The following is an 18,456-nucleotide window of genomic DNA, read 5'->3' as shown; positions in this document are numbered from 1 at the left end:
GGAAAGGAATGGGCGAAGAAAATCAACCAAATTATACGATTTCACAGGAAAACTGGTCCCTCCATCGCAAAGGATATGACGACCAACAGCGCCATCAAGAAAAAGTACAAGAGGCAATTAAGAATAATTTACCCGATCTTGTAACAGAAGAAAGTATAGTTATGTCTAATGGCAAGGATGTTGTAAAAATACCAATTCGTTCTCTAGATGAATATAAGATTAGATACAATTATGATAAAAATAAACATGTTGGGCAAGGAAACGGTGACAGCAAAGTTGGTGATGTCGTTGCGAGAGATGGATCAGGTGGTCAAAAACAAAAAGGACCAGGAAAAGGGCAAGGAGCAGGAGATGCAGCTGGGGAAGATTACTATGAAGCTGAAGTCTCTATTTTAGAATTAGAGCAGGCGTTTTTCAGAGAGTTAGAGCTGCCTAATTTAAAGAGAAAAGAAATAGATGAAAACCGGATTGAACATGTTGAATTTAATGACATTAGAAAAACAGGATTGTGGGGAAATATCGATAAGAAACGAACAATGATATCTGCATATAAACGAAATGCGATGCGTGGTAAAGCATCTTTCCATCCAATTCATCAAGAAGATTTAAAGTTCCGCACTTGGAATGAAGTATTAAAGCCAGATTCAAAGGCTGTTGTGTTAGCGATGATGGATACGAGTGGATCGATGGGAATGTGGGAGAAGTATATGGCACGTAGCTTCTTTTTCTGGATGACAAGATTTTTACGCACAAAGTATGAAACAGTTGATATTGAATTTATTGCTCATCATACAGAAGCGAAAGTCGTTACAGAAGAAGAATTCTTTTCAAAAGGAGAAAGTGGTGGAACAATCTGCTCCTCCGTATACAAAAAAGCACTCGAGCTAATCGATAATAAATATTCACCAGATCGCTATAATATTTATCCATTCCATTTTTCAGATGGTGATAATTTAACATCAGATAATGCTAGATGTGTAAAGCTTGTGGAAGAATTAATGAAGAAGTGTAATATGTTTGGGTATGGGGAAGTGAACCAGTACAACCGCCATAGTACACTCATGTCAGCCTATAAAAATATTAAAGATGAAAACTTTAGATACTATATTTTAAAGCAAAAAGCAGACGTATTTCATGCGATGAAAAGCTTTTTTAGAGAAGAATCAGGTGAGAAAATGGCATAACCTCTTTTAAAGAGGTTCTTTTTTTGTAAACTTTTTATTTTTTTAATTGACAATGATAATGAAAATCATTATCATTTATTCGAGAAATGATTACATTTCGAATTATATATTTCGGAGGAGATGTAAAGTTGAAACAAAATAAAAGAAAACGTATAAATGCAATGATTATAGCGGCGACGTTATCACTTCCGTTTGCTGTGTATTCGACACCTGCTTTAGCGGCAGTAGCAATTGAGACGAATAAAACGGGACAAGGTTTAGAAGATGGTACATATGACGCTGTTATTAAAGCGTATAAAGATAAAACGAATGAAGAGTCTATGGCAGCTGTTTATATAAAGGATCCGAAATTAACAATTGAGAATGGAAAGAAAATTGTAACAGCAACATTAAGTGATAGTGATTTCTTTCAATACTTGAAAACAGAGGATATTCATACTCCAGGTGTGTTTCATGATGTGAAAGTAATATCAGAAGATAAAAAGAAAAATGGAACGAAAGTGATTCAGTTTGAAGTAGGGGAATTAGGAAAAAGGTATAATATGCGAATGCATGTTTATATTCCAACAATGGCCTATGATAATAAGTACCAAGTACAGTTTGAAGTAAATACATTGAATTTAGAGAACAATGTTCCAGAAAAACAAAAGGAAAATAAAGAGGAGCGACAAGATGAAAACGGAAATGTAATATTAGATAAGCAATTACAAAAATATATTAATAAATATAACTTAAATAGAGATAATGTAGATGCGCCAATCACAAAGAAAGATTTATTACAAATTAAAACATTATCCATTTATTCAGGCAAAGGAATAACTGAAATAACTGGTTTAGAGTATATGACAAACTTAGAGAAGTTGACGTTACGAGAGTCTAATGTAAAAGACATATCAGCCATCTCGAAATTGAGAGGTTTGAAGTACGTTGATTTAACGTCTAATTCAATTGAAAGTATTCACCCAATTGAGCAGTTAGAGAATATTAATATGCTTTTTTTAAGAGATAATAAAATTTCTGATCTTACACCATTAAGTAAAATGAAAAAAATTAAAACATTAGATTTAATCGGTAATAACATTAAAGATATCCAGCCATTATTTACATTATCAACTATGAAACAATTATACTTAGCAAATAATCAAATCAGTGATCTTACGGGAATTGATCGATTAAATAATGTGGAACTATTATGGATAGGGAACAATAAAATTAATAATGTTGAATCTATTAGTAAAATGAGTAATCTTATTGAACTAGAAATTTCTGATAGTGAAATAAAAGATATATCATCACTATCTCAATTAGGAAATTTACAAGTGCTGAATTTAGAAGAGAATTATATCTCTGATATATCGCCGTTGAGCACTTTAACAAATTTACATGAGATAAATCTTGGAGCAAATGAAATTTTTGACGTAAGGCCTGTTGAGGAATTAGGTAAGCGAATTTCAATTGACATTCAAAGACAAAAAATCTTTTTAAATGAAGCAAGTGTAGATGAAGAAATAAAAATCCCAGTATACAACCTTAAAGGAGAGCCACTTCAAAATATTAATCTACAAAGTGAGGGGGCTACTCTGAATAACGGATTTATAAAATGGAATAGTCCTGGAGAAAAAATATATGAATTTAAACTAGATACTAATTCTACTGAAAGTAAAATAAGATTTAATGGCACGGTTATACAGAATATAGTTGAAAAACAAAAAGAAAGTCAAAATGTAATTCTCGATAAAACTTTACAACAACATATTAATAAAGAGAATTTAGGTAGAGAGAATGTAAACGCTCCTATCACAAAAGAAGATTTATTACAGATTAAAAAATTAGAGATACTTAAAGAAAAAGGAAATGAGATAAAAGATATAACAGGTTTAGAATACATGACGAACTTAGAAAAACTCACTTTAGAAGGAGTAGGTCTGAAAAATATTGAGTTCATCTCAAACTTGAAACAATTGAATAATGTGAATGTATCTCATAATCAAATTGAAGATATAACACCACTATCTTCATTGGAAAATTTACAGTGGTTAAATCTTGCGGACAATCATATTAAAGATGTAACGGTTATTGGTTCCATGCTAAACTTATTTAGCTTAAATTTAGCTGGAAATGAGATTCGTGATGTAAGGCCGTTAATACAATTAGGTCAGTGGTTTACAATTGACGTGGGAAGACAAAATATCATTTTAAATGATGCAAAAATAAACGAAGAAATTCAAGTTCCTGTATATGATTTAGAAGGAGAAAGTATTGAAAATATTCACTTGGCAAGTGAGGGAGGGACGTTTAATAACGGAGTAATAAAATGGAGTACCCCAGGTGAAAAGGTGTATAAATTTGATTTAGATTCTGATGAAATTAGCATAAGTTTTAACGGAACGGTAATCCAAAATATAGTTAAAAAAGAAGAAGTGACAGAACCAACAAAAGAAGTTGAAGAAGCGAAAGAAGAAGTAAAAGAGCCAACAAAAGAAGTTGAAGAAACGAAAGAAGAAGTAAAAGAACCGGTAAAAGAAGTTGAAGAAACAAAAGAAGAAGTAAAAGAACCGGTAAAAGAAGTTGAAGAAACAAAAGAAGAAGTGAAAGAACCGGTAAAAGAAGTGAAAGAGGAAGTAAAAGAGCCAACGAAAGAAGTTGAAGAAGCGAAAGAGGAAGTGGACGAGCCAACAACAGGAGTTGAAGGATCGAAAGCGGAGGTAAAAGAAACAGGAAAAGAAATTGAAGGTTCAAAAGACGCGGTAAATCAATCAGCAGTAGTCCAAGAACAAAACGTGAATAATCAAGTTGTGAAAGAAAATAAACCAGCTGTTAATAAGCAAGAAGAAAGTAAGAAATCATTAGGAGCAACAGGTGGACAAGAGAATACATCAACATTACTTTCAGGCATAGCGTTAGTTCTTTCAGCACTGAGTATGTTTGTATTTAGAAAGAGATTATTTAAGAAATAAAAAAACGTTTTATCTTATTATAACGTAAGATGATTATATGAGTTTTTGAGAAGACATTATCATGGCGATTTCATTTTGAAATATGCTTATGGTGATGTCTTTTTTAGAAGGAGATAAATGTAAAAGGTGTGAATATATTAGTGAAGGAGGAGAGGTTATGTATGTCAGTTCTATTTTGAAAATTGAAGAGGTGGCAGCATTTATTGCGAATATGAATAAAGATGCTACTCATCATGTTGGCTATTGTGGAGATGAGAAAGAGGAGTTGTTACAGACAATTATTCATGATTTTTCAGATATAGGCTGGGAACAATCTTTTGTTGCTACTTATGAGAATAATAATTTAATAGGTTTATTAGGATTTGATGTGGATGAAGTAAAGAAATGTGCAGAGATATGGGGACCGTTTATTATCGCAGAGAATTGGGAAGAAGTTGCTTTACATATGTGGAAGGAACTTATAGAAAAGGTGCCTTTTCATATTGAGAGATTTTATGGTTTTTATCATGTGGAAAATAATAATTGTGCCCGTTTAATGAGGAATTTACATGCAAAAGAACAAGGTCGACATAGTATTCTCGTTTTAAATAATATTGTGGAGCACCGTATTATATGTAATGTAGAAGAGGCTTTACCACAAGTGTTTGAGCAGTTTATCGCTTTACACAATCATGTGTTTTCTAATACGTATTATGACGGAAACGAAATTATTGAACGTTTAAGTAAGACGAATAAATTATTTGTAAGTATGAAGAATGATAAGTTAGAAGGTTATGTATATGTGGAAGTAAATCCAGAGTTTCAAGAAGCGAATATCGAATTTATTGCAACCGCTGAAAATAGTAGAAGAAAAGGTGTCGGAGAGCGGTTATTACAAAAGGCAATTCAGTATATTATTTCCTTCCAAGGAATGAAGGAGATAGAATTATGTTTGAATACGAATAATGATCGTGCGATGAAATTGTACAAGAAAGTAGGATTTGAGGAGAAGGCATGTTTACAACACTATATAATAGAGTGAAAACCCATTCGTATGAAAATTATATTTCATACGAATGGGTTTTATTAATCTACTTTTCCCTCAGTTGTTACGGATTCAGAAGTAATTTGAGGTGCTAATCGTTACATAACCTTTTTTATTTTTTGAGATACTTCTTTTGTTTGCAAATTAACATCTTCTTTTCGCAGCTCCTTAAAGAGCGAAATGACCATAAGAACGACTACGATAGAAAATGGTAGTGCTGCGATTATAGCTGCAATTTGTAGTGCATTTAATCCTCCAGCTTGTAATAAAAGAGCTGCAATGATTGCGATTGTTAATCCCCATATAAGTTTTAAACTATTTTTCGGTGATAAGCTTCCGTTACTCGTTTGCATGGAAACAACAAATGTTGCTGAATCAGCAGAAGTAACGAAAAATGTGGCTACTAAAATTAACCCGATAATCGTTAAAAATGTAGAGAATGGTAGATGTGAAATAACAGCAAATAATCCAATCTCTGTACCATTTTTTGCAATTTCATCAGCTATTCCAAGCGATTGGAACATTTCCATATGAATTGCGGTACCACCAAATACTGCAAACCAAAATGTACAGATAAGAGTTGGGACTAATACAACTCCAAAAATAAATTCTTTTATTGTACGCCCTTTAGAAATACGTGCGATAAATGTGCCGACGAATGGAGACCAAGAGATCCACCATCCCCAATAGAAAATAGTCCAGTTTTCAATCCAAGAAGAAGATTTTTCACTAAATGCTCCTAAATTTAATCCCATACTAGGTAAACCGCCGATATAAGAACCGAGTGTAGATGTGAAATATTTCATAATAAATACAGTTGGTCCTAAAAGTAAGAAAGAGATGAGTAAAATACCTGCAAGAGAGAAATTCAAGTTACTCAAATATTTAATCCCACGATCTAAGCCAGTTTGTGCACTTGTTAAATATAAAACAGCGAAGATAGCTATAAGTACGAGCTGGGTAAGTAAAGTGTTATGAATGGAAGGGAATAAATAGCTTAATCCTCCAGCAATTTGTTGAGCACCAATCCCAACAGATGGTACAATGCCAAACACTGTGGCTAAAACAGCTAAAATATCAACTGTTTTTCCGATACGAGAATTTTTCGATCGATTAAATAATGGAGTAACTGTAGCCCCGATAGTGCTACCTTTTTGTTTGCGGAATGTGAAATATGCAATTGTTAAAGCGACCATTGCGTATAGTGACCACGGAAAGAGTCCCCAGTGGAAAAATGAATATTGCATAGCGAGTTTGGCGCTTTCTTCTGTACCTGCTTTTCCTGTTAATGGATCTGTAAAATGTGAAATCGGTTCAGCGATTCCATAAAAGAGGAGTCCAATTCCCATTCCTGCCCCAAACAACATGGATAGCCAAGATGGATAATTATATTTTGGCTTTTCTCCATCTTTACCAAGACGAATAGAACCGTACTTAGAAAATGCTAAATAAGCAGCCAAAATAATCATTGTAGTCATAAGTAGAGAGTAAAACCACCCAAATTTATTGAGGATAAATGAGTTTAAAGAAGATGTAACACTTTGTAAATCGTAGCCTTGTATCCAACTTGCTGGGGTAATTCCCCATATAATGAATAATGTTGTTAGCAAGAAGGAGATATAAAATACACTGTTTTCTTTTTTTATCATAGAATCCCACCCTTATTTAATAAAGTTAACAATTATAATAATCATAACAATTAAGTTTTTAATTGTCAAAAAATTCCCTTTTTATAACGTGAAAGGATGTAATTTGTTTTAGGGAGGTAAAGAGCAATGCGTTCACGATATGTACAAATTATAGGAAGAAATAATATGAAATATTGCATTTTATATTGTTACATCCAGATTTTATGTTAAATTCTTGAATGGAATATTAAAATAGGGGGCAAGGATATGAACAAGAAATCAAAGATCAATAAAGTGATGCTTAGCATTAGTACAATGGCTTTATCGTTAGGGGCACTTCAAACTCATGCAGCAGCGGAAGAAAAAGTACCATATAACGTGTTGAAAACGAAACCGGTTGGAATTGAAAAGCCGGTAGATGAAGTTGGACATATTTCAAAAGTGGATGAAACTTTATCATTTCAAGAACGTTTAAAAGTAGGAGATTTTTCACAGCGACCAGCATCTATTACGAAGAAAGCTGCAGTAAAGCAAGTTAAAGACAGCTATTCAATGGCTGATTTAAACAAAATGAATGATCAAGAATTAGTTGAAACGTTAGGCAGTATTAAGTGGCACCAAATTACAGACTTATTCCAGTTTAATGAAGATGCAAAGGCTTTTTATAAAGATAAAGGAAAAATGCAAGTCATTATAGATGAATTAGCTCATAGAGGTAGTTCATTTACGAAAGATGATTCAAAAGGAATTCAAACGTTTACTGAAGTGTTGCGTTCAGCTTTTTATCTTGCATTTTATAATAGTGAATTAAGCGACTTAAATGAAAGAAGCTTCCAGGATAAATGTTTACCTGCTTTAAAAGCAATCGCAAAAAATCCAAACTTTAAGCTTGGTACAGTTGAACAAGATACAGTCGTATCTGCATACGGTAAATTAATTAGTAATGCTTCAAGCGATGTTGAAACGGTTCAATACGCATCGAATATTTTAAAGCAATACAATGATAATTATACTACTTATGTAAATGATCGAATGAAGGGACAAGCAATATACGATATTATGCAAGGTATTGACTATGATATACAGTCGTACTTAACTGAGGCTCGTAAAGAAGCGAATGAAACGATGTGGTATGGAAAAATAGATGGGTTTATTAATGAAATAAATCGTATTGCTCTTCTAAATGAAGTAACGCCAGAAAATAAATGGCTCGTTAATAATGGCATTTATTTTGCTAGCCGTTTAGGGAAATTTCATAGCAATCCGAATAAAGGATTAGAGGTTGTTACACAAGCAATGCATATGTACCCGCGCTTAAGTGAACCGTATTTTGTTGCAGTAGAACAAATTACAACAAATTATAATGGTAAAGATTATAGCGGGAATACAGTAGATTTAGAGAAAATACGTAAAGAAGGAAAAGAGCAATACTTACCAAAAACGTACACATTCGACGATGGATCAATTGTGTTCAAAACAGGAGATAAAGTATCAGAAGAAAAAATTAAGAGACTATATTGGGCTGCGAAGGAAGTAAAGGCACAGTATCACCGTGTAATTGGAAATGACAAAGCGTTAGAGCCAGGAAATGCGGATGATGTATTAACGATCGTAATTTATAATAGTCCAGATGAATATCAGTTAAATAGACAATTGTATGGATATGAAACAAACAACGGTGGAATTTATATTGAAGAGACAGGTACATTCTTTACATATGAGCGTACACCAGAGCAAAGTATTTATAGTTTAGAAGAGTTATTCCGTCATGAATTTACTCATTATCTGCAAGGGAGATATGAAGTTCCTGGTTTATTTGGAAGAGGAGATATGTATCAAAATGAAAGGCTAACTTGGTTCCAAGAAGGAAATGCAGAGTTTTTCGCAGGATCTACTCGTACGAATAACGTTGTACCAAGAAAGAGTATAATTAGCGGATTATCATCTGATCCTGCAAGCCGTTATACAGCAGAGCGTACACTATTTGCTAAATACGGTTCTTGGGATTTCTATAATTACTCGTTCGCATTGCAGTCTTACTTATATACGCATCAGTTTGAAACATTTGATAAAATTCAAGATTTGATTCGTGCGAATGACGTAAAAAATTATGATGCATATCGTGAAAATCTAAGTAAAGATCCTAAGTTAAATAAAGAGTATCAAGAGTATATGCAGCAGTTAATTGATAAGCAAGATACATACACTGTACCAGAAGTAGCTGATGATTATTTAGCTGAACATGCAACGAAGTCGTTAGCAGCGGTGAAGAAAGAAATTAGTGATACGTTGCCTATGAAAGATACAAAAATGACAAAACATAATTCTCAATTCTTTAATACATTTACATTAGAAGGTACGTATACAGGTAGTGTCACAAAAGGTGAATCAGAAGATTGGAAAGCGATGAGTAAAAGAGTAAATGAATCTTTAGAACAATTGGCGCAAAAAGAATGGAGTGGCTACAAAACTGTTACAGCATACTTCGTCAATTATCGTGTGAATAGCTCAAATGAATTTGAATATGATGTAGTCTTCCATGGAATCGCAAAAGATGATGGAGAAAATAAAGCTCCAACGGTTAATATAAATGGCCCTTATAGTGGTCTTGTAAAAGAGGGAATTCAATTTAAAAGTGATGGCTCAAACGATGAAGATGGAAAAATTGCTTCTTATTTATGGGAATTTGGAGATGGAAGCACAAGTGCAGAAGTGAATCCAGTACATGTATATGAAAGAGAAGGTTCTTATAAAGTATCGTTAAGAGTAAAAGATGATAAGGGAAAAGAGAGCAGAAGCGAAACAACTGTTACGATTAAAGATGGAAGTTTAACAGAATCAGAACCAAATAATCGTCCAGAGGAAGCAAATCGTATCGGGCTAAATAGTACTATAAAAGGTAGTCTTATTGGCGGGGACCACACTGATGTTTATACATTTAATGTAGCATCAGCGAAAGATATCGACATTTCTGTTTTAAATGAGTATGGAATTGGGATGACATGGGTACTTCACCATGAATCAGATATGCAAAATTATGCGGCTTACGGTCAAGCTAATGGGAACCGTATAGAAGCAAAATTTAATGCAAAACCAGGTAAGTATTACTTGTATGTATATAAATATGATAATGGCGATGGAACATACGAATTGTCGGTAAAATAAGTTCTTTTCCAATGTATGTTTAACTTTACTTTTTGTGGAAAATAGTATATTATATAGATATATAATATATCGGTTATTTTCTAGGAGGAGCCTGTCACAATAGGTTTCTCCTGTTCTTTTTTAGAGGCCTGTCTTACAGGCTTTTCTTTAAAGGGTAAATAACTGAAAATTAAGAACGATAATCTTTGAAAGAGGTGGGGCATACACATAACAAAAAAGGGATTGTTTAAGAAAGGGGGATAAGAAATGGTCTTGTTTGGTTATCCACTTGAAACAATTTATTTATATGGATTTATTATTGCTACTATACTCACTGTTATTTATATCTTCTTTGGAGATATATTTGAATCGATATTTAGTTTTGGGGGCGGATCTGTATCCGTTGTTACTTTATTACTTAGTTTTTTCGCCATGTTATGTGGACTTAGTTATATAGGAGAATATTTATTTTCCTTTAATAGCATTCTTATTTTCGGGGCTGCATGTGCTATATCCTTTATTGGTGTATTTATAATGAAAATATTAATTTTAAAGCCGATTGCAGAAGCAGAACAAAATACCGTACAACGTATGGATGAATTTATCGGTTGCAAAGGAGAAGTCATTACGACAATTCCTACAGAAGGATTTGGTGAAGTATTAATTTCATCCCAATTTGGAAGTAATGCAATCCCAGCTAAAACAGTTGGAAAAAAAGATATTTCGCAAGGAACAGAGGTTATTATCGAGGGAGTCCAAGATGGTGTTTTACTTGTACAAAACATCGCTTATTCTTTAAAGAAACCAAAATTATAAGGGGGAATTTACATGACGATTCCATTAATTATCGGTGGAGTTTTACTCGCAATTTTAATTCTACTCATTTTAGTATTTATTACGAAGTATCGTACGGTTGGTCCGGATGAAGCGTTAATTGTTACAGGGAACTGGCTTGGTGGAGGAAAGAATGTAGTTACCACTGATGATGGAAAGAAGATTAAGATTATTCGTGGGGGCGGTACTTTCGTAGTTCCAATTATGCAAAGAGCAGAGCCTTTAAGCTTATTAAACTATAAATTAGAAGTTGGTACACGTGATACGTATACGAAACAAGGTGTACCGATCACAGTAAACGGTGTTTCTATTATTAAAGTGGGATCAACAATTGAAGAAGTTTCCACGGCAGCTGAACAATATTTAGGAAAAGAAACAGAAGAGTTAAAAATAGAAGCAAAAGAAGTTTTAGAAGGGCATCTCCGTGCTATCTTATCTTCTATGACAGTAGAAGATGCGTATAGTAATAGAGAGCAATTTGCTCAAAAGGTACATGAAGTAGCTTCTACAGATTTAAAGAAGATGGGACTTCGCATTGTTTCCTTCACAATTAAAGAAATAATGGATAAAAATGGATACTTAGATGCGCTTGGTCAGCCACAAATTGCGACAGTTAAGCGTGATGCAACAATTGCGAACGCAGAGCGTGAAAAAGAAGCACGTATTGAAAAAGCACGTGCAGAAAAAGAAGCAAAAGAAGCAGAATATCAACGTGATGCACAGATCGCTGAAGCTGAAAAACATAAAGAATTAAAAGTACAGTCCTATAAGAGGGAACAAGAGCAAGCACGTGCAGATGCGGATCTTTCTTACGAATTACAACAAGCGAAAGCACAACAAGGTGTTACAGAAGAGCAAATGCGCGTTAAAATCATTGAGCGTGAGAAACAAATTGAATTAGAAGAAAAAGAGATTGCGCGTCGTGAAAAGCAATATGATGCAGAAGTTAAGAAAAAAGCCGATGCAGATCGCTATGCTGTTGAGCAATCAGCGGAAGCAGAAAAAGTAAAACAAATTAAGAAGGCAGATGCGGATCAATATAAGATTGAAGCTGAAGCAAGAGCTCGTGCAGAAGAAGTGCGTGTAGAAGGTTTAGCGAAGGCGGAAATTGAAAAAGCGCAAGGTCAAGCAAAGGCAGAAGTACAAAAAGCACAAGGTACAGCGGAAGCAGATGTTATTAGGTTAAAAGGTTTGGCAGAAGCAGAAGCGAAGCAAAAAATCGCAGAGGCGTTTGAATTATATGGGCAAGCCGCGATTATGGATATGGTTCTTAAAATGCTTCCAAGTTATGCGAAAGAAATTGCAAGCCCACTTAGCAATATTGATAAAATTACAGTTGTTGATACAGGCGGCGGTGGTAAAAATAGCGGGGCCGGAAAAGTCGCGGGTTATGCGACTGATTTAATGGCAACGATGCAAGAAACGTTAAAAGCTTCTTCTGGCATTGACTTAAAAGAGCTATTAGAAGGATTTGCAGGAAAAGGAGCGGTACAACAATTATCAAGCGATAAACCTGTTGTATCTGTAGTAGAAGATGGGAAAAAAGAAGTAGAAAAAGATAAAGAATAATAAGGTGGAAAGAACCTCTAGTAATTGAAATACTAGAGGTTCTCCTATGAATTATAATATTTCGAATAATATACATTTTTATACATTGTTTTAATTATTTAATTTATATAGAATGAAAAAGATATGTATCAATTCTTTAGATCTATAAAAAGATAGAGAGTCTCATCGATACATTTAAATCGTATTATTTTTATAGAAAGATTAAATGTTAATTAATTACATTTAAAACGGTATGGAGGGGTAGAAGTATGTTTCAAGGGAAATTAAGGAGTAGTAGTTTAAAAACAAAGTTACTTGTATCATTTATTATTATTTTAATTCTTCCAAGTATTGTAATTGGTTGGACGTCTTATCAACAAGCGAAGAAGAATTTTAATGAAACAATTTTAAACTCGGCGAAAGATAATATAAAAATTTTGGATAATGTAATTAATAAGGAATTGGATAGTAAAAAAATAGATGCAACTTATTTTACGAAATTATTCACACAATCAAGTTACCAAGCAGATCAAATTCAAAACATACAAAATAAACTAGAAGAATACAACAAACTACATCCAGAAATGGAAGCAATCTATACAGGATCTAGTAATGGACAGTTCATTCAATCACCAGCTATTCAGATGCCAGATGGATATAATCCTACAGAAAGAGATTGGTATAAAGAGGCAGTGAAGAAAAGCGGAGAAGTAATTGTAACTGCTCCATATAAGTCAAAAACGACAGGGAATATTGTTATTACACTAGCAAAACAAAACGAGGATAAAAGTGGAGTTCTTGGGATTGACTTAATCATTAATGATATTGTTACTACTTCCAAGATGGTTAATATCGGTAAGGAAGGATATGTAGCGATATTTGATCAAGATAAAAATGTAGTAGCGCACCCGAAAATGAAGCCAGGAGAGAAATTAGAAGAGAAACTTAGTAAAGAATTGTATAAACAGGAAGCTGGGGATTTTCATTATTCATTAGATGGTGAAGATCGCAATATCACTTTTAAAACGAATAAGAAAACTGGATGGAAAATAGCAGGAATTATGCCTTCCAAAGAAATTATCGAAGCGGCTGAACCTATTTTCTATAAAACAATAACTGTTCTTGGAATTTCACTAATAATCGGTGGGATTGTAATTTACTTCATAATTGCGTCTATTATTAAACCGTTAAAACAACTTGTCATATCATCGAAGAAGATTAGTGAAGGTGATTTAACAGAATCAATTACAGTTCATTCTAAAGATGAAATTGGACAGCTAGGAGAAAGTTTTAACGAGATGGCTGCATCGTTACAAAGTGTCATTTCCAATATAAACACTTCAGCAAGTCATGTAGCGGCATCTTCAGAAGAATTAACAGCTAGTATGAAGCAGACAAGCGAAGCAACGGAACAAATTACACAGGCTATAGAGCAAGTATCAAGTGGTGCAGAAATACAAACGAAAGAAGTTGAAGAAGGAGCAACATTGTTAGAAGAAGTTACAGAAGGAATTCAGCGTGTTGCAGATAGTTCTTCATTAGTATCTACAGCCTCTATGTATACGAAGAAAAAAGCTGAAAATGGTGGGAAGTTAGTTGAACAAACTGTGAATCAAATGCAATTAATTCATGAGTCTGTTTCACAGTCAGACAAAATCATTGGTTTGTTAGATGATAAGTCGAAACAAATTGGAGCAATCCTTGAAGTAATTCAACATATTGCAGAACAGACAAATTTATTAGCGTTAAATGCGGCAATTGAGGCTGCAAGAGCTGGAGAGCAAGGTAGAGGATTTGCAATTGTAGCAGATGAAGTGCGAAAGCTAGCAGAACAATCAGGACAGTCTTCTACGGAAATTGGGAAACTAGTGAAAGAGATTCAATTTGATATAAAAGAAACAGTAAGCTCTATGAATCAAGTTGGAGCAGAAGTACAATCAGGACTTGTAGTTGCAAATGAAACGAAGCAAAGCTTTGTCGAAATATTGAAGTCTACAAATGATACAGTTGTACAAATTGATAGCATGGTAGATGTAGCAAAACAAATGACGGTAGATGCAAAACAAGTAAGTGCATCTATTAATGAAATTGCAGCTACGATTGAAGAAAATGCCGCAAGTGTTCAAAATATTGCTGGTTCCTCTGAGGAACAATTAGCTTCAGTAGATGAAATAAATGCAGCAGCAGTCCATTTATCACAAATGGCAGAAGAATTACAAGAGATGATTGGTAAGTTTAAAATATAATAATAAACTGTTAAGAAACGAAGTAGTACTTATGCTTCGTTTCTTTTTTTATGAAGATAAAAAAGAAAGAAATATATAGTAACCGTGTTATGATAATAAAAAACTGTATTTTCTTTAAATTCTATCTTTAATCATGTTAGGGGAATGGTTTTGAAATTTAAAAAATTAAAACTCCAACCGAGAATTACATTAACTATTAGTACACTTATTTTAGTTGTACTTATGCTAACGAGTTATTTATTTTATTACATATTATCTGAAACGGTAGAAGAGCAAATTGGTAAACGGGCCTTGCATGTTGCGAAAACAGTTGCCGCGATACCAGAAATTCAGGAAGCTTTTCAAAAAGAAAATCCAGCTTCTATTATTCAGCCAATCGCAGAAAAAATTCGAATTGATACAGAGGCTGACTTTATTGTAGTTGGAAATAAAGAGGGGATTCGATATGCACATCCTGAGCGAGATAAAATAGGAGAAGCGATGATTGGTGGAGATAACAAAGGCGTTTTATTAGAAGGAAAATCATATGTTTCGAAAGCAACTGGATCATTAGGCCCTTCATTACGCGGAAAAGTTCCAATCCGTAATCAGGAAAATGAAATCATTGGTGTGGTGTCTGTTGGATTTTCAATGGCTGATATTCATGGAGCAGTAGAAGTGTATGGAAAGCGGGTATTTTGGATTACAATAATAGGTCTTTTAATTGGGATAATCGGCTCTATATATTTAGCGGCAAGTATAAAAAGAATGATGTTCGGGATGGAACCAGAAGAAATTTCATCTTTATATGAAGAGCATAGTACAGTGATTCAATCTGTACGTGAAGGGATTATTGTAATCGATAAAAATGGCAGGATTAGTTTAGTAAATCAAGCAGCTTATGATATTCTTTCGCTAGATAAACAACAAAATATTATTGGGGAATTTATTTTAAATGTAATTCCTAATTCAACGATATTAGATGTACTTCAAACTGGTGAAGAACAGTTTGATCGCCAATTAAATATAAAAGGACAGGCTGTTATTGCGAACCGTCTACCTATTAAAGTAAAGAATAAAGTAACTGGCGTTGTATCGAGCTTACGTTTGAAATCTGAAATGGATCAGTTAACAGCAGAATTATCTCAGACGAAGCAATATACAGAGGCATTACGAGCGCAAACGCACGAATATAACAATTTAATGTATACGCTTTCAGGTCTTATCCAATTAGAATCATACGAAGATGCTTTAGAGCTTATTCATAAGGAAACAGCGGTATATCAAGATTTTGTTCAATTTATTATGAAGCGGATTCAAAATCCATGGCTAGGTGGAATTTTAATTGGATTTTATAATAGAGCACGAGAGTTGAAGATTGATTTTATGCTAGATAGAGAAAGTGGTTTAGACAAATTAAGTCCACATATTGAGAGTAATTATGTCGTTTCTATTTTAGGAAATTTAATTACGAATGCATTTGAAGCAATTGAAAAAAATGAAGAGAATGATAAGAAAGTAAGGATGTTTGTAACTGATATTGGAGAAGAAATATTAATTGAAGTGGAAGATTCAGGGCAAGGGATTCATGATGAAATAATTACTAGCATATTCTATAAAGGCTTTTCGACGAAAGAAGGAGGAGAGCGAGGATATGGATTAGCAAAAGTGAAAGAGTTAGTAGAAGATTTAAATGGAAGTATTGCAATTGAAAAAGGGGATTTAGGTGGTGCGTTATTTATTATTGCACTACCGAAAGAGAGAGGCGAATAGTAATGGGTGAGGAGATTGAAGTATTAATTGTAGAAGATGATATTCGGATTGCTGACATTCATCGTCGTTTTACTGAAAAAATTGAGGGATTTAAAGTAATTGGAACGGCAACGACTGGAGAACAAGCGAAAGAATGGCTAGAGCTTGTGAAGCCACAGCTTGTTTTATTAGATGTGTACTTACCTGATATGCAAGGAACGGAACTTGTCACATATATTAGGCATCATTTGCACGATACAGATATTATTATGATTACAGCGGCATCGGAAACAGATGTAGTGAGGCACGCCCTGCGGGGCGGAGTAACAGATTATATCGTAAAGCCACTAATGTTTGATCGATTTAAAGCAAGTCTAGAAGGCTATCAAAAAAAGATTATACAGTTAAAGAAGAACAATCAATTATCTACGGAACAAATTGAATATTTATGGTCTCAAAGAGGTGTGAAGGGAGATCAAATAGAATATGCCCCGAAAGGGATAGATCCTTATACTTTAGCGAAAGTAAAAAAGCATATGTTAACAGTTAATGAAGAAGGGATTACAGCAGAAATGTTAAGCTCAATGATTGGAGTAAGCCGATCAACGGCAAGGCGCTATTTAGAGTATTTGATATCTGGGAAGAAAGTCCACGCAGAGCTAATATATGGAAGTGTTGGGAGACCGGAGAGACGTTATTTTCTTGCTTCTTCATAATAAAAAACAGTAGAGGATTTTATTTCTTCTACTGTTTTTTTGCATCTTATATTGGAATAATCCCAATTACAATTCCGGTAATTAACATAACCATTGTCGTTCCAACGGCCCACAATAAAGTGAAGCGTTGATGTTCACCGAAATCAACTTTGGCCATTCCAACCAATAAATAAGTGGAAGCGACAAGCGGACTTAATAAGTGAACGGGTTGCCCAAGTAAGGAAGCGCGTCCCATTTCAGCTGCACTAATTCCGTAAGTAGCAGCAGCTTTCGTCAAGATAGGTAATACCCCGAAGTAAAATGCATCATTAGACATGAAAAATGTGAATGGCATACTGAGAAGTGCTGTAATAATTGGTAGTTGTGGTCCAAGTGCATCTGGTATAAGAGTTACTACACTGTTAGCCATTGCATCTACCATTTTTGTTCCAGATAAAATACCAGTGAAAATACCGGCAGCAAATACGAGAGAAACAACTGCTAATACATTCCCTGCATGAGAAGCAATACGTTCTTTCTGTTGCTCTAAGTTTGGATAGTTAATCATAACAGCAATAGCAAAAGCGACTGTAAATAAAACAGGTAACGGCATAACTTCTAGTATGAGACAGACAAGTAATGTAGCAGTTAATAAAAAGTTAATCCATAGAAGTTTAGGACGTTTATGCGCTGCGGCTTCGACAGTTGCAGCTTGCTCATCCATTGTTTGCATTTGTTTTAAATACTGTACATCCATAATACCTAAACGTTTTCTTTCTTTTTTTCCAAGATAGTAGGCAACGAGAATAACCCAAATTGCACCAGCAATCATTCCTGGAATAAGAGGTGTAAATAATTCGGAAGCCTCAAGTCCAAGTGCGCTCATAACACGAGCTGTGGGTCCACCCCAAGGTGTAAGGTTTGTTACTCCTGCCCCTAACATAACAACTCCAGCTAATATGAGGGGGTTCATTCCAAGGCGCTTATATAGTGGATACATTGCGGAAACTGTAATCATGTATGTTGTTGTACCATCACCATCTAGAGAAACGATAATAGTCAATATAGCCGTTCCGACAACGATTTTTAAAGGATCTCCTTTTACAAATTTTAAAATCTTACTAATGACAGGATCGAATAAACCGCTATCAATCATAATTCCAAAATATAAAATAGCGAACATAAGCATAATACCAGTAGGTGCTAATTTTTGAATCCCCTCTAACATCATAGGCCCCATATTGGCATAGAATCCGCCAATTACTGCAAAAACACTCGGAATTAATATTAAGGCTACTAGTGCTGACATACGTTTCGTCATAATTAAAAACATAAAGACAAATACCATCGCAAATCCAAGTAGTGCTAACATGTAATTTCCCCCTCAAAAGAATGATTGCGCTTTCAAAATAGAATAAAAATTCAGAAAAAGGTTTTTTATTTATAATAAAAGCATCTATTCAAA

At 34.1% G+C, this 18,456-nt stretch carries 11 protein-coding genes and 1 pseudogene; 10 read left to right on the top strand and 2 right to left on the bottom strand.

What is annotated here, in order from left to right:
- Positions 1 to 8 precede the first annotated feature (8 nt).
- From yhbH to ACODS7_RS17285, 3 genes are all read left to right on the top strand, one after another.
- Complete coding sequence (gene yhbH, locus ACODS7_RS17295) at positions 9 to 1,184, top strand: sporulation protein YhbH (protein ID WP_000503516.1); 1,176 nt, start codon at positions 9 to 11, stop codon at positions 1,182 to 1,184.
- A gap of 128 nt (positions 1,185 to 1,312) precedes the next feature.
- Complete coding sequence (locus ACODS7_RS17290; RefSeq protein ID WP_098630222.1) at positions 1,313 to 4,141, top strand: leucine-rich repeat domain-containing protein; 2,829 nt, start codon at positions 1,313 to 1,315, stop codon at positions 4,139 to 4,141.
- A gap of 157 nt (positions 4,142 to 4,298) precedes the next feature.
- Complete coding sequence (locus ACODS7_RS17285) at positions 4,299 to 5,162, top strand: GNAT family N-acetyltransferase (RefSeq protein WP_048565109.1); 864 nt, start codon at positions 4,299 to 4,301, stop codon at positions 5,160 to 5,162.
- A gap of 101 nt (positions 5,163 to 5,263) precedes the next feature.
- Here the strand turns inward: ACODS7_RS17285 and opuD are convergent, their stop codons facing one another.
- On the bottom strand, positions 5,264 to 6,814 hold the full coding sequence (opuD, locus tag ACODS7_RS17280) for a glycine betaine transporter OpuD (RefSeq protein ID WP_048565108.1): 1,551 nt from the start codon (positions 6,812 to 6,814) through the stop codon (positions 5,264 to 5,266).
- A 246-nt stretch (positions 6,815 to 7,060) separates the two neighbouring features.
- Here opuD and colA point away from each other — a divergent pair, with 246 nt between their 5' ends.
- The 7 genes and pseudogenes from colA to ACODS7_RS17245 all read left to right on the top strand — a co-directional run bounded on the left by colA (position 7,061) and on the right by ACODS7_RS17245 (position 17,012).
- Entirely contained in the window at positions 7,061 to 9,958 is a 2,898-nt protein-coding gene (colA, locus tag ACODS7_RS17275; RefSeq protein WP_098630221.1) for a collagenase ColA, read from the top strand.
- Positions 9,959 to 10,204: 246 nt separating this feature from the next.
- Positions 10,205 to 10,753, top strand: coding sequence for an NfeD family protein (locus ACODS7_RS17270; protein ID WP_016083604.1), 549 nt, complete (start codon positions 10,205 to 10,207; stop codon positions 10,751 to 10,753).
- 12 nt (positions 10,754 to 10,765) lie between these two features.
- On the top strand, positions 10,766 to 12,340 hold the full coding sequence (gene floT, locus ACODS7_RS17265) for a flotillin lipid rafts scaffold protein FloT (protein ID WP_243168220.1): 1,575 nt from the start codon (positions 10,766 to 10,768) through the stop codon (positions 12,338 to 12,340).
- Between the two features lie 248 nt (positions 12,341 to 12,588).
- Positions 12,589 to 13,623: pseudogene (locus ACODS7_RS17260) on the top strand (HAMP domain-containing protein); the annotation flags it as partial.
- Positions 13,618 to 14,565: a methyl-accepting chemotaxis protein gene (locus ACODS7_RS17255; RefSeq protein WP_372584488.1), complete on the top strand. Its 948-nt coding sequence runs from the start codon at positions 13,618 to 13,620 to the stop codon at positions 14,563 to 14,565. The pseudogene ACODS7_RS17260 and the gene ACODS7_RS17255, both read left to right, overlap by 6 nt.
- Before the next feature lie 144 nt (positions 14,566 to 14,709).
- Entirely contained in the window at positions 14,710 to 16,317 is a 1,608-nt protein-coding gene (locus ACODS7_RS17250; RefSeq protein WP_043935549.1) for an ATP-binding protein, read from the top strand.
- Positions 16,318 to 16,319: 2 nt separating this feature from the next.
- Entirely contained in the window at positions 16,320 to 17,012 is a 693-nt protein-coding gene (locus ACODS7_RS17245) for a response regulator (RefSeq protein ID WP_016083600.1), read from the top strand.
- 46 nt (positions 17,013 to 17,058) lie between these two features.
- Here ACODS7_RS17245 and ACODS7_RS17240 read toward each other — a convergent pair whose 3' ends face one another.
- Complete coding sequence (locus tag ACODS7_RS17240) at positions 17,059 to 18,363, bottom strand: CitMHS family transporter (RefSeq protein ID WP_016083599.1); 1,305 nt, start codon at positions 18,361 to 18,363, stop codon at positions 17,059 to 17,061.
- Positions 18,364 to 18,456 lie beyond the last annotated feature (93 nt).

The organism is Bacillus sp. FG16 (genome assembly GCF_057809515.1).
Note: the sequence above shows the minus strand (reverse complement) of the source record. Positions and strands in the feature narration are given on the sequence as shown.

What these genes read in the sequence shown, in the direction of transcription:
- yhbH (WP_000503516.1), top strand. Translation starts at nt 9, where the DNA reads ATGGGCGAAGAAAATCAACCAAATTATACGATTTCACAGGAAAACTGG.
- ACODS7_RS17285 (WP_048565109.1), top strand. Translation starts at nt 4,299, where the DNA reads ATGTATGTCAGTTCTATTTTGAAAATTGAAGAGGTGGCAGCATTTATT.
- opuD (WP_048565108.1), bottom strand. Translation starts at nt 6,814, where the DNA reads ATGATAAAAAAAGAAAACAGTGTATTTTATATCTCCTTCTTGCTAACA.
- colA (WP_098630221.1), top strand. Translation starts at nt 7,061, where the DNA reads ATGAACAAGAAATCAAAGATCAATAAAGTGATGCTTAGCATTAGTACA.
- ACODS7_RS17270 (WP_016083604.1), top strand. Translation starts at nt 10,205, where the DNA reads ATGGTCTTGTTTGGTTATCCACTTGAAACAATTTATTTATATGGATTT.
- floT (WP_243168220.1), top strand. Translation starts at nt 10,766, where the DNA reads ATGACGATTCCATTAATTATCGGTGGAGTTTTACTCGCAATTTTAATT.
- ACODS7_RS17255 (WP_372584488.1), top strand. Translation starts at nt 13,618, where the DNA reads ATGGCTGCATCGTTACAAAGTGTCATTTCCAATATAAACACTTCAGCA.
- ACODS7_RS17250 (WP_043935549.1), top strand. Translation starts at nt 14,710, where the DNA reads ATGGTTTTGAAATTTAAAAAATTAAAACTCCAACCGAGAATTACATTA.
- ACODS7_RS17245 (WP_016083600.1), top strand. Translation starts at nt 16,320, where the DNA reads ATGGGTGAGGAGATTGAAGTATTAATTGTAGAAGATGATATTCGGATT.
- ACODS7_RS17240 (WP_016083599.1), bottom strand. Translation starts at nt 18,363, where the DNA reads ATGTTAGCACTACTTGGATTTGCGATGGTATTTGTCTTTATGTTTTTA.